The sequence below is a fragment of the Malikia granosa genome, from assembly GCF_002980595.1.
In the GTDB taxonomy this organism is placed as follows: Bacteria; Pseudomonadota; Gammaproteobacteria; order Burkholderiales; family Burkholderiaceae_C; genus Malikia; species Malikia granosa.
Window position 1 is genome coordinate 14,971 of the sequence record NZ_PVLQ01000021.1, and the last position, 12,537, is coordinate 27,507.

8 protein-coding genes are annotated in these 12,537 nt (G+C 67.4%); 6 read left to right on the forward strand and 2 right to left on the reverse strand.

The window, feature by feature from the left end; genetic code table 11:
* Positions 1 to 34: 34 nt before the first annotated feature.
* On the forward strand, positions 35 to 2,782 hold the full coding sequence (gene metH, locus C6P64_RS06360) for a methionine synthase (RefSeq protein ID WP_281257947.1): 2,748 nt from the start codon (positions 35 to 37) through the stop codon (positions 2,780 to 2,782).
* A 61-nt stretch (positions 2,783 to 2,843) separates the two neighbouring features.
* Here the strand turns inward: metH and C6P64_RS06365 are convergent, their stop codons facing one another.
* On the reverse strand, positions 2,844 to 4,391 hold the full coding sequence (locus C6P64_RS06365) for a YifB family Mg chelatase-like AAA ATPase (RefSeq protein ID WP_105747758.1): 1,548 nt from the start codon (positions 4,389 to 4,391) through the stop codon (positions 2,844 to 2,846).
* A gap of 209 nt (positions 4,392 to 4,600) precedes the next feature.
* Here C6P64_RS06365 and glnK point away from each other — a divergent pair, with 209 nt between their 5' ends.
* The 3 genes from glnK to C6P64_RS06380 all read left to right on the forward strand — a co-directional run bounded on the left by glnK (position 4,601) and on the right by C6P64_RS06380 (position 6,964).
* Positions 4,601 to 4,939, forward strand: coding sequence for a P-II family nitrogen regulator (gene glnK, locus C6P64_RS06370; RefSeq protein WP_105747759.1), 339 nt, complete (start codon positions 4,601 to 4,603; stop codon positions 4,937 to 4,939).
* A gap of 28 nt (positions 4,940 to 4,967) precedes the next feature.
* Positions 4,968 to 6,434, forward strand: a complete 1,467-nt coding sequence (locus tag C6P64_RS06375; RefSeq protein ID WP_105747760.1) for an ammonium transporter — start codon at positions 4,968 to 4,970, stop codon at positions 6,432 to 6,434.
* Positions 6,435 to 6,640: 206 nt separating this feature from the next.
* Positions 6,641 to 6,964 (forward strand): DUF1840 domain-containing protein, encoded by a 324-nt coding sequence (locus tag C6P64_RS06380; RefSeq protein WP_105747761.1) that lies wholly within the window; start codon positions 6,641 to 6,643, stop codon positions 6,962 to 6,964.
* A gap of 102 nt (positions 6,965 to 7,066) precedes the next feature.
* On the opposite strand, the gene C6P64_RS06385 is transcribed toward C6P64_RS06380, so the two are convergent.
* Positions 7,067 to 8,050, reverse strand: coding sequence for a tripartite tricarboxylate transporter substrate-binding protein (locus C6P64_RS06385; protein ID WP_105747762.1), 984 nt, complete (start codon positions 8,048 to 8,050; stop codon positions 7,067 to 7,069).
* Between the two features lie 171 nt (positions 8,051 to 8,221).
* Between C6P64_RS06385 and C6P64_RS06390 the strand changes: the two genes are divergently transcribed.
* A complete protein-coding gene (locus C6P64_RS06390; protein ID WP_105747763.1) occupies positions 8,222 to 9,274 on the forward strand; it encodes a pseudouridine synthase in 1,053 nt (350 codons plus the stop codon).
* Positions 9,275 to 9,288: 14 nt separating this feature from the next.
* Positions 9,289 to 12,372, forward strand: a complete 3,084-nt coding sequence (locus C6P64_RS06395) for a hypothetical protein (RefSeq protein WP_146115873.1) — start codon at positions 9,289 to 9,291, stop codon at positions 12,370 to 12,372.
* The last annotated feature ends 165 nt before the right edge of the window (positions 12,373 to 12,537 follow it).

The window sequence follows — 12,537 nt, forward strand, 5'->3', positions numbered from 1 at the left end:
CCAGGTGAGTGCAGTGCCCCATCTCAATTCTTCCGTGAACGAATCCCAGCTGGCCGCCGCTGCGGCTGCCCCACTTGTCCCGCCCATGCTGCTGTCCGGCCTCGAGCCGCTCGTGATCGGTGAGGGCAGCCTGTTCGTCAACATCGGCGAGCGCACCAACGTCACCGGATCGAAGGCCTTCGCGCGCATGATCCTCAACGGCCAGTACGAGGAAGCGCTGGTCGTCGCGCGCCAGCAGGTCGAGAACGGCGCCCAGATCGTCGACGTCAACATGGACGAGGCCATGCTCGACAGCCAGGCAGCGATGGTGCGCTTCCTGAACCTGATGGCGAGCGAGCCTGACATCGCGCGCGTGCCGGTGATGATCGACAGCTCCAAGTGGAGCGTGATCGAGGCCGGCCTGCGCTGCGTGCAGGGCAAGGGCGTGGTCAACTCGATCAGCATGAAGGAGGGCATCGAGGAGTTCAAGCGCCAGGCCAAGCTGATCCGGCGCTACGGCGCCGCCACCGTGGTGATGGCCTTCGACGAGAAGGGTCAGGCCGATACCTACGCGCGCAAGACCGAGATCTGCGAGCGCGCCTACCGCATCCTGGTCGACGAGGTCGGCTTCCCGCCCGAGGACATCATCTTCGACCCCAACATCTTCGCGATCGCCACCGGTATCGAGGAGCATGACAACTACGCGGTCGACTTCATCGAGGCGACGCGCTGGATCAAGCAGCACCTGCCCGGCGCCAAGGTCTCTGGCGGCGTGTCCAACGTGAGCTTCAGCTTCCGCGGCAACGAGCCGGTGCGCGAGGCGATCCACACCGTGTTCCTGTACCACGCGATCCAGGCCGGCATGGACATGGGCATCGTCAACGCCGGCATGATCGGCGTCTACGACGAGCTCGATCCCGAGCTGCGCGAGCGGGTCGAGGACGTGGTGCTGAACCGGCGCAAGGACGCGACCGAGCGCCTGCTCGAGATCGCCGAGAGCGTCAAGGGCGCGGCCAAGGACGACAGCGCCAAGTACGCCTGGCGCGCGCTGCCGGTGCGCGAGCGCCTGCAGCACGCGCTGGTGCATGGCCAGAACGAGTTCATCACCGAGGACACCGAGGAGATGTGGCAGGCCTTGAAGGCCGACGGCGGCCGCCCGCTGCATGTGATCGAGGGCCCGCTGATGGACGGCATGAACGTGGTCGGCGACCTGTTCGGCCAGGGCAAGATGTTCCTGCCCCAGGTGGTCAAGTCGGCGCGCGTCATGAAGCAGGCGGTGGCGCATCTCGTGCCCTATATCGAGGAAGAAAAGCTGCGCCTGCAGGCCGCCGGTGGCGACGTCAAGTCCAAGGGCAAGATCGTGATCGCGACCGTCAAGGGTGACGTGCACGACATCGGCAAGAACATCGTGACCGTGGTCCTGCAGTGCAACAACTTCGACGTCGTCAACATGGGCGTGATGGTGCCCTGCCACGAGATCCTGGCCAAGGCGAAGGAAGTCGGTGCCGACATCGTCGGCCTGTCGGGACTGATCACCCCCAGCCTGGAGGAGATGCAGTATGTCGCCGCCGAGATGGAGAAGGACCCGTATTTCCGCGAGCGTGGCATCCCGTTGCTGATCGGCGGCGCGACCTGCTCGCGCGTGCACACCGCGGTCAAGATCGCGCCCAACTACAGCGGCCCGGTGGTCTATGTGCCGGACGCCTCGCGCAGCGTGGCGGTGGCGCAGGGCCTGCTCGGCGATGGCCGTGACGCCTACCTGGCCGAGCTCGGCGCCGACTACGACAAGGTGCGCCAGCAGCACGCGAACAAGAAGCAGACCCCGCTGTGGCCGCTGGCCAAGGCGCGAGCCAACAAGACTCCGGTCGACTGGGACAACTACGCGCCGGTGGCGCCCAAGTTCACCGGCCGGCGCCTGTTCAAGAGCTTCGACCTGGCTGAGCTGGCCCGCTACATCGACTGGGGCCCGTTCTTCCAGACCTGGGACCTGGCCGGGCCTTATCCCGCCATCCTGGACGACGAGGTGGTCGGCGAGCAGGCCAGGCGCGTGTTCACCGATGCCCAGGCCATGCTGAAGAGGATCGTCGAGGGCCGCTGGTTGACGGCGAACGCGGTACTGGGCCTGTATCCGGCCAACAGCGTCGGCGACGACATCGAGCTCTACGCCGATGACGGCCGCAGCCAGGTCGCTCTGACCTGGCATGGCATGCGCCAGCAGACCGAGAAGCAGGAGATCGACGGTGTCATGCGCCCGAGCCGCTGCCTGTCCGACTTCGTCGCGCCCAAGGACAGCGGCGTGGCCGACTATGTCGGCCTGTTCGCTGTCACGGCCGGCATCGGGGCCGACAAGCGGGCCGAGGCCTTCGAGGCGGCGCAGGACGACTACAGCGCGATCATGCTGAAAGCCTTGGCCGACCGCCTGGCCGAGGCCTTCGCCGAATGCCTGCACCAGCGCGTGCGCACCGACCTCTGGGGCTATTGCCCGCACGAGGCGCTGCGCAACGACGAGCTGATCGCCGAGCAGTACCAGGGCATACGCCCGGCGCCCGGCTACCCGGCTTGCCCGGACCATTCGGTCAAGCGCGCCATGTTCGAGCTGCTGCAATGCGGCGACATCGGCATGGGCCTGACCGACAGCCTGGCGATGACGCCGGCGGCCAGCGTCAGCGGCTTCTACCTGGCGCACCCCGACAGCTGCTACTTCAACGTCGGCAAGATCGGCCATGATCAGCTCGCCGACCTGGCGCAGCGCCGCGGCATGCCGGAAGCCGAGCTCGAGCGGCTGCTGGCGCCCAACCTGTAAGCCATCGGCGGGCCGCTCCCGCTGCGACCAGACGGCCGGCCTTGTTCCGGCCGTCGGCGTTTCAGCCGCCGCCGACCAGCCCCCGGCGGTACTGCATCGCCTCGGCCAGGTGCGCGATCCCGATCCGCTCCGTGCCGGCCAGGTCGGCGATCGTGCGCGCGACGCGCAGTGCCCGGTGCGTGGCCCGGCCCGACCAGCCGAGCCGGCTGGCCGCCTTCTGCAGGAACTGGGTCGCGGCCTCGTCCAGCCCGGCATGCTGCGCCAGGGCGCTGCCTTCGAGCTGCTGGTTGAGTCGGCCCTGGCGGCGTTCGGCCCGCTCGCGCGCGGCCAGCACGCGCTCGCGCACCGGGGCGCTCGCTTCGCCCGGTGCCGCACCGAGCAGCTCCTGCGCCGGCAAGGCCGGTACCTCGACCTGCAGGTCGATGCGGTCGAGCAGCGGACCGCTGAGCTTGCCCTGGTAGCGCGCTACCTGGTCCGGCGTGCAGCGGCAGGCCTTCACGCCCGAGCCCAGGTAGCCGCAGGGGCAGGGATTCATCGCCGCCACCAGCTGGAAGCTGGCCGGGAACTCGGTCTGGCGCGCCGCGCGCGAGATCCGGATCAGGCCCGACTCGAGCGGCTCGCGCAAGGCCTCGAGCGCGCTGCGCGGAAATTCAGGCAGCTCATCGAGAAACAAAATGCCATGATGCGCCAGCGAGATCTCGCCCGGGCGCGGCGGCGAGCCGCCGCCGACCAGGGCGACCGCGCTGGCGCTGTGGTGCGGCGCGCAGGTCGGGCGCTGACCCCAGCGCTCGAAGACGAAGCGCCCCGCCAGCGAGGCCACCGCTGCGCTTTCCAGCGCCTCCTCGTCGCTCAGCGGCGGCAGCAGGCCGGCCAGGCGTTGCGCCAGCATCGACTTGCCCGAGCCTGGCGCGCCGACCAGCAGCAGGCTGTGGCCGCCCGCGGCGGCGATCTCGAGTGCGCGCCGCGCCACCGCCTGGCCCCTGACATCGGCCAGGTCGGGACCGGCGGTGTCGGGCTGCAGGCTCACGGCCTCGACCCGGAGCCAGCCCGCCTCATCGGCCGCGGCTTCGGCCAGCGCGCTGCCGGCGGGGGCGAACTGGCGTGCGACATCCAGCAGGTGACGCGCACGCCAGACCTGGGCGCCCCGGGCCAGTGCGGCTTCCTCGGCGCTCCCGGGCGGCAGCACCAGCCGGCTGGCGGCGCCCGCACCGGCCTGGCGCAAGGCCAGCCCCATCGCCAGGGCGCCGCGTATCGCGCGCAACTCACCGCCGAGCGAGAGCTCGCCCGCGAACTCATGCCCGGCCAGCCGGCTGGCGTCGAGCTGTCCGCTCGCGGCCAGGATGCCAAGCGCGATCGGCAGGTCGAAGCGGCCCGAGTCCTTGGGCAGGTCGGCCGGCGCCAGGTTGACCGTGATGCGCTTGTTGCCCGGGAATTCGAGGCCGGCATTCTGGATCGCCGAGCGCACCCGCTCGCGCGCTTCCTTGACCTCGGTGTCGGCCAGCCCGACCAGCGTGAAGCTGGGCAGGCCGTTGGCCAGATGCACCTCGACCTGCACCGGTCGCGCCTGCAGCCCCAGCAGGGTGCGGCTTTGCACCAAAGCAAGACTCATCTCGCGTTCCTCCCCGTCTTTGCGTCCTTGCCTGTGCGGCAAGACCTATGAATGCACCAAATTGGTGAATTCGGCTCGACAATCGTTTCATCTTAGCCGGCAGCAGGTCGACCAGGGTGTTTTTTCCCGGGGGGCACCGGTGGCAGGCCGGGCTGGCATGTTCCCTGCTTAGCTTGGGCATTGCAGCAACGCCAACAGAAAGGCTGATCATGAAACTGGTTTCCGCCATCATCAAACCCTTCAAGCTCGACGAGGTGCGCGAGGCGCTGTCCCAGATCGGCGTGCAGGGCATCACCGTGACCGAGGTCAAGGGCTTCGGGCGCCAGAAGGGTCATACCGAGCTCTATCGCGGCGCCGAGTACGTGGTCGACTTCCTGCCCAAGGTCAAGGTCGAGGCCGCGGTCTCCGATGACCTGGTCGACCAGGTCATCGAGGCGATCGAGGCTGCCGCCCGCACCGGCAAGATCGGCGACGGCAAGATCTTCGTCTTCCCGATCGAGCAGGTGGTGCGTATCCGTACCGGCGAGACGGGCGCCGAGGCGCTCTGATTCATTTTTCCCCCCAGGAGAGAACGATATGAACAAGAAGCTATTGAGCCTTGGACTCGCGCTGGCCACGACGGCCACGCTGGCACAGGACGGCGGTGCCGCCGCGACAGCAGTCGCCCAAGTGGCCGAAGCGGCGACAGCGGCAGCGCCTGCCGTCCCGGTGCCCGACAAGGGCGACACCGCCTGGATGATGGTCTCCACCCTGCTGGTGATCCTGATGACCGTGCCTGGCCTGGCGCTGTTCTACGGCGGCCTGGTGCGCAGCAAGAACATGCTCAGCATCCTGATGCAGGTCATGATGGTGTTCTCGCTCGCGGTCGTGCTGTGGTTCATCTACGGCTACAGCCTGGCCTTCACCGAGGGCAGCAGCTTCATCGGTGGCTTTGACCGCCTGTTCATGAATGGCATCTGGGACAACGCGACCGGTAGCTTCGCCAATGCCGCCACCTTCAGCAAGGGCGTGGTGATCCCGGAGATCGTGTTCGCCGCCTTCCAGGCCACCTTTGCCGGCATCACCTGTGCGCTGATCGTTGGCGCCTTCGCCGAGCGCATGAAGTTCTCGGCCGTGCTGCTGTTCACCGTGATCTGGTTCACCTTCAGCTACCTGCCGGTCGCGCACATGGTCTGGTTCTGGATGGGCCCGGATGCCTACAGCTCGGCCGCCGTGGTCGACGAGATGACCGGCAAGGCCGGACTGATCTGGCAGTGGGGCGCGCTCGACTTCGCGGGCGGCACCGTGGTGCACATCAACGCCGCCGTCGCTGGCCTGGTCGGTGCCTACATGGTTGGCAAGCGCATCGGCTACGGCCGCGAATCGATGGCACCGCACAGCCTGACCCTGACCATGGTCGGCGCCTCGCTGCTGTGGGCGGGCTGGTTCGGCTTCAACGCCGGCTCCGCGCTCGAAGCCAACGGCTTTGCCGGCCTGGCCTTCATCAACACCCTGGCTGCCACGGCTGCCGCCGTGCTGTCCTGGTCGCTGGGCGAGGCGCTGCACCGCGGCAAGGCCTCGATGCTGGGCGCTGCCTCGGGTGCCGTCGCCGGTCTGGTGGCCATCACCCCGGCCGCCGGCAACGTCGGTATCGGCGGCGCGCTGGTGATCGGCCTGCTGTCGGGCTTTGCCGGCCTGTGGGGCGTCAACGGCCTCAAGAAGCTGCTCGGCGCGGATGACTCGCTCGACGTCTTCGGCGTGCACGGTGTCTGCGGCATCCTCGGCGCGCTGCTGACCGGCGTCTTCAACAGCCCGGCCCTCGGCGGTCCCGGCTTCGTCGCCGACTGGTCCACCGCGACCATGGTGACCGCTGCCGACTACTCGATCGCCGCCCAGGTCTGGATCCAGGCCAAGGCCGTGCTGCTGACCATCCTCTGGTCGGGCGTGGTCTCGGTGGTTGCGTACAAGATCGTCGACCTGCTGATCGGCCTGCGCGTCAGCGAGGAAGCCGAGCGCGAAGGCCTGGACATCAGCAGCCACGGCGAAACCGCCTACAACCGCTGATCGCCACCCTCCCGGCATGACCGGACGGCCCGTCCAGCCCAGGCTGGCGGGCCGTTTTTTCGTCCATGCGCCAGGCCGGCGAGCGGTGCTGGCCTTTGTCACACCTTGTCTTTCTGGAACGGCTGGCGAGCGTTTCCCTGCGCGCTGCAACGGTGCCACAATGGGCTCAGGCGAGTTCAATAGCAAACAAGAGAGGAGAGGCGATCATGCTGTACCGTTTCAAGTCCAAGGCCAGCGGCGATGTCGTGATGCTGCAGCCCAACGGCAAGCAGTTGCTCGAGATCCTGGGCAAGGATCCCGCCGGGCCCGGCATCATCTTGCCCGAGCAGATGCCCGCTGCGATCCAGGCCCTGCGCGACGCCGTGTTCGAGGAGGAAGCCGAGCATCAGCGCGAGGTGCAGGAGGCGCTCGCGCGCGGCGAGGACACGCCTGATCCCAACCGCATCACGCTGCGCGTGCGCGTGACGCCCTTCATCGAGTTGCTTCAGCACAGCATCCGCGAGCACGCCGAGGTGGTCTGGGGCGTCTGAGTCCGCCCCAGGGCTGCCAAGACAAAGCCCCGGCGCAGGCCGGGGCTGTGCAGCAGACGTCACCACAGGCCGGCCGCTGGCCGGCTGCGGATCGATCCGCGATCAGTCCGCGTATTGACCGGCGGCGTCGATCACGGTCTTGAGCTTGTTGATCTGGTCGGCGACGAAGGCCTTGTGCTCGGCCGGCTCGATCCGCTTGTCGGTCGCGACGAGGGCTCCCAGCGCTTCCTGGCGCTTGATGAACTCGGGGTCCTTGAGCGCGACCTTGAGCGCATCGTTGATCTTCTTGGTCACCGCGGCCGGCGTGCCCTTGGGTGCGTAGAGGCCATGCCAGATCGTCAGGTTGAAGTTCTTCAGCCCCATCTCGGCCAGCGTCGGGTAATCCTTCAGCAGCTTGTGGTTGCTCAGCGGCTTGGCGGTCGTGACCGCGAAAGCCTTGACGCGGCCGGACTCGATCTGGCTGGTGGTGTTGGTGGTCTGGTCGCACATCACGTCGACCTGGCCGCCCATCAGCGCCGTCATCGCGGGGGCGGTGCCGCCGAAGGGGACGGTAGTCATCGCCGTGTTGAGCTTGAGCGCGTGCTGCCACATCAGGCCGCACAGGTGCGAGGCCGAGCCCAGGCCGGCATGGGCCAGGTTGAGCTTGCCGGCATTGGCCTTGATGTAGTTCTCGAAGTCGCGGTAGGTGGTAGCCGGCAGCTGCGGCTTGCCGATCAGCGTCATCGGCACGTCGTTCACGATGCCCAGGTACTCGAAGTCCTCCAGCGGCTTGTAGGCCAGCTTGCGGTACAACGCCGGCGCCGATGCCATGCCGATATGCGTCAGCAGCAGGGTGTAGCCGTCGGGGGCGGCGCGCGCCACCTTGGCGGTGCCGATCGTGCTGCCGGCGCCGGCCGCGTTCTCGATCACGATGGTCGCGCCCAGCGGCTTGCGCAGCGCATCGGCCAGGTCGCGCGCGACGCGGTCGGTCGGACCACCGGCGGCGAAGGGCACGACGATGCTGATGTTCTTGCTCGGGAAGCTCTGGGCCTGGGCACCCAGTGCGGCGCTCAGCGCCAGGATGGCGAGGGTGACGGGTTTCTTCATGCTTGTCTCCTTTGGTAGGGGTATCCAGGACGAATACGGTCCATCGTGCACGATTCGAAGCGCCTTGCCTGACAGCAGTCTTACTGGAGAGGGGTCCTGGCTGTGCGGCACTGGCCGGCGGTGCGAGAATCGTGGCCTTCCCTGCACATCACGGCCCCGGCCCGTTTCGCCATGTCCAAGACCCTGTCCCTGCCCAAGCGTCCGCAGTCCTCCGGCGCCGATCAGCCGAAGCCCTATGCCGCGCGCAAGCCGCGCCCAGCGCCTGCCGGACCCTCGAGCGAGCGCCAGGCACCGCAGTCGCGCGGCCCGCGGCCACAGGGCCCAGGGAGTGCTGGCGCTGCGCGTCCGGCTCAGGACCGCGCTGCAGGTGACCGTGATCGCGCGCCGCTGCCGGCGGCGGCGCGCCCGCCCAGACCTGCCGCCCGGTCCGACAGCCGCGATGCCAGTGAGCCGGTGCGTCTGAACAAGCGACTGTCCGACCTGGGCCTGTGCTCGCGCCGCGAGGGCGACGACTGGATCGAGCGTGGCTGGGTCAAGGTCAACGGCCAGACCGCGCAGATGGGCCAGCAGGTCACGGCGCTGGATCGGATCGAGGTCGCGCCGCAAGCCACGGCCCAGCAGGGCGCACGCGTGACCATCCTGCTGCACAAGCCGATCGGCTATGTCAGCGGCCTGCCCGAGGACGGTCACGAGAGCGCCGCCGTGCTGGTCCAGCCGCGCACGCGCTGGAAGGAGGACCGCACCCCGCGCCGCTTCGAGGCCGGTCATACGCGCGGGCTGGCGCCGGCGGGCCGGCTCGACATCGATTCGACCGGACTGCTGATCCTGACCCAGGACGGTCGCGTGGCCAAGGCGCTGATCGGCGAGGACTCCGAGGTCGAGAAGGAATACCTGGTGCGCGTGCATTGGGCGCCCAACGGCCCCAAGGGCGTCGGCGTCGTGATGCAGAACCCGCAGGCGGTATTTCCGCCCGAGCGGCTCGCGCTGTTGCGCCATGGCTTGAGCCTGGACGGCCAGCCCTTGCGGCCGGCCCAGGTTGAATGGCAAAATGAGGATCAACTGCGCTTCGTGCTCAAGGAGGGCAAGAAGCGCCAGATCCGCCGCATGTGCGAGCAGGTCGGTCTGCATGTGGTGGGCCTGAAGCGGATCCGCATCGGCCGTGTCCTGCTCGGCAACCTGCCCCTCGGTCAGTGGCGCTTCCTTGGTGAAAATGAGCGGTTCTAAATTCAAAGGCTGACATGCAGGTAAGCAGACAACAGAAGATGGGGCTTGCGGTGACGCTGGCCGCCTTGCTCGCGGGTTGCGGCGGCGGCGGGGGCTCGGTCCAGCAGACTGCTGACGGCTATCTGGTCGAGCGCGGCCTGGCACAGAAAGGGCCGCTGGCCCGCGGCTCGGTGGTCACGCTCAACGAACTCAGCGCCAATGCGCTGGCGCCCAACGGCAAGAGCTACACCTTCGAGACGAACGACGCCTACGGTACCTTTGTGCCGACCAGCAAGTTCAGCAGCCCTTATCTAGGGACGACGGCCGAAGGCTATTACTTCAACGAGGTCACCGGCAACAGCGAACAGTGGGTGGTGCTGCGGGGCTTGAGCAATCTCTCGGCTGGCGCGGACCGGGCCGTCAATGTCAACGTGCTCAGCGATGTCACGACCGAGCGCATCCGCCGGCTGGTCACCGGCAAGCCGCCGCTGGCCTTCAGCGCGGCGCGTGCCCAGGCGCAGCGCGAGCTGCTCAATGCCCTGGGCATTGCCAATGGCACCGAACTGCTTTCGGGTGGCGCGGCGGCACCGGCCAACTTCATGGAGCTCGACCTGAGCCAGGCGCGCCAGGCCGACCAGGCGCTGGCGGCGATTTCGGGCCTGGTGTCCCATGTCGGCAACCTGCGAAAAAACGAGGGCGGGGTCACGGCCTTCCTCAGCGAGCTGGGCGCCGATCTCGGCGATGATGGCCAGCTCAACAACTCGATCCAGCTCGGCCGCAGCGTGACCGAGCAGTTGCAGCAGGCCGCGCTGGCCGTCAACTTCGGCCAGGTCGCAACCCATCTGAACCAGTTCTACGGCAAGCAGCTGTACAGCCGGACCGACCTCGCGCAATGGGTCGACAGCTCGGGTGGCAGCGACCAGGTGATCGACCGCCACAAGTACCTGACCGAGAACGTCACGCTCGGCCAGGAAAGCCTGTCCCCGGCCTGGGTGGCCGGCGCCGATGATGCCGGCCAATGCCTCTCGGTCAGTGGCGGCGTGCTGTACAGGAACGGCATCCAGCAGGCAGGTGCCGTGCTGGCGGTCAAGGGCGACCAGTTCACGCTCGGCATCACGCCTGCGGCGCCCGGTAGCCGCACCGAATACCTCCAGCGCAGCGCAGCCGTCTCTGCCCAATGCACGGGGCAGACACCGGCCACGCGGCTGCTGCAGTACAAGGTGACGGTCGCGGCACAGGCAGCCATGTCGCTGCCCGCGGATTTCCTGGGTGCCAACCTGCCGGCCATCAACGACTACTCCTACACGCCGGTCTATGCCGATCTGGTCAAGCAGGCGCGTGCCTTTGGGCCGACCGACCGCCCCTGGGGTGGACCGACCGATGTCGTGCCCGTGGGCAGCGATGGCTGGCCGATGGGCGACTTCGGCGTTTTCCTGCTCGCCCTTCCGGGCGCCGAGGGGACCTACAAGCTGTCGTTCACCGGCAAGGCGGACGTGAGCCTGAGTGCGTCATACAACACCCGGATCGAGAACCTGCGCTATGACGCGGCGCTCAATCGCACCACCGCCGATGTGGTGCGCGGTCCCAATGCCGACAATCCCAGCGCCACGAACATGGTGCTGATCTTCAAGAACACCGGCGCTGGCATCAAGAACCTGAAGGTGGTGCGTCCGGGCTATGACGCGCTCAATCCGCCGCTGTTCACGAACGAGTTCATCGACCATATCGCACGCTTCAAGGTGTTGCGCTTCATGGATTGGTTGCGCACCAATAACAACCCCAGCACCAGCTGGGCGACACGCACGCCGCCCAACCGCCACTACATGCCGGCCACCGGGGTGCCTTGGGAGCATGTGATCGCGCTCGCGAACCAGACGCAGAAGGACATCTGGATCAACATCCCGGTCGCTGCCGATGACGACTATGTGCTGCAGCTGGCCAGGCTGCTGAAATCGACGCTGAACGGCAACAGCAAGATCTATGTCGAGTACAGCAACGAGCTCTGGAACTCGCAGTTCTACCAGTTCGGTACCAACCGCAATCTCGCCACCCAGGAGCTCTACGACAACCCGAGTTCAGTGCTGGCCTACGATGGCAAGACCCATGTCGATGTGATCGGCTTCCGGCGCATTGCCAAACGCGGCAAGGAAATCAGCGACATCTTCCGCAGCGTCTACGGCGATGCCGCGATGATGACCACGGTGCGTCCGGTGTTTGCCAGCCAGGTGGTGCAGACCTATCTGGCCCAGCTCGGCCTGAGCTTCATCGACGCCGTCTACGGCCCGCCGTCGCGCTATTTCTATGCCTTTGCCGGCGCGCCCTATTTCAATATGGGCAGCCTGCAGCAGGTCGACGGCCTGAGCGTTGATGCCGTGCTGCAAGCCCTGGGCGACTCGGTGACCGCGCTGCCCAGGCAGGCCTATCTCGAGAAGAACGTCGCCTTCGCCAGCTGGTACGGCCTGCCTTTCTTCGCCTACGAGGCTGGCTCTGATACCTTCGGTGCGGGCAGCCTCGCGGCCAAGAAGGCCGCCACCCTCGATCCGCGCATGCTCGATCTCTGCAAGCGCTACCTGAGCACCTGGTATGCCGGTGGCGGCCAGATGCTGCTGTGGTACACCGCGGGTGCCAGCAACTGGGATACCCAGTACGGCAGCTGGGGCCTGACCACCGACCTCGCGCTGACCGACACGCCCAAGATCCAGTGCATCGACCAGACCCGCAACGGCCTGCTGCCGCCGGCTCAGGCTCGCAACCAGGTACCGGGCAGCTTCGAGGCCCTGGCCTATGTGGAGAACTTCGCGCCCTACACCGAGCGCTCCAAGGACCAGATCCGCTACCTGCACCCGGAGAGCTATGTCGACTACCTGGTCTACGCTCCCCAGGCCGGCAGCTACAGCCTGGTCATCACGGCCGAAGCCGCGCGCAGCGGCAACCTGATCGACGTGATGGTGAACTCGAAGCTCGTGGCATCGGCCTTCGATCTGCGTGCCGGCGGCTTTGGCGTTCAGCTCGACAACCCGCCGATCGCGATCAATCTGTCGCAGGGCTTCAGCACCCTGCGCATCAAGACCAAGGTCGAAAACGGGGGCTTCGGCCTGACGAAATTCACGCTGCGTTGAAGCGAGTCCCGATCGTCGCCCGACATGGCGGCGATCGGGGGCTGCTGCCGGGGCTGGCGAGCTCCCGGTCCTGCCGCCGTCCAGGCCGATCGCCACCGGGCAGCGGAGCTCATCTCGTCCACCTGGCCCTGGCACTTGAAATCGCGGCGCTTGCCGCCATTTGGC

Excerpts from the sequence above, each read along its gene's own strand:
- C6P64_RS06365 (WP_105747758.1), bottom strand. The coding sequence starts at position 4,391 with ATGAGTCTTGCTTTGGTGCAAAGCCGCACCCTGCTGGGGCTGCAGGCG.
- glnK (WP_105747759.1), top strand. The coding sequence starts at position 4,601 with ATGAAACTGGTTTCCGCCATCATCAAACCCTTCAAGCTCGACGAGGTG.
- C6P64_RS06375 (WP_105747760.1), top strand. The coding sequence starts at position 4,968 with ATGAACAAGAAGCTATTGAGCCTTGGACTCGCGCTGGCCACGACGGCC.
- C6P64_RS06380 (WP_105747761.1), top strand. The coding sequence starts at position 6,641 with ATGCTGTACCGTTTCAAGTCCAAGGCCAGCGGCGATGTCGTGATGCTG.
- C6P64_RS06385 (WP_105747762.1), bottom strand. The coding sequence starts at position 8,050 with ATGAAGAAACCCGTCACCCTCGCCATCCTGGCGCTGAGCGCCGCACTG.
- C6P64_RS06390 (WP_105747763.1), top strand. The coding sequence starts at position 8,222 with ATGTCCAAGACCCTGTCCCTGCCCAAGCGTCCGCAGTCCTCCGGCGCC.
- C6P64_RS06395 (WP_146115873.1), top strand. The coding sequence starts at position 9,289 with ATGCAGGTAAGCAGACAACAGAAGATGGGGCTTGCGGTGACGCTGGCC.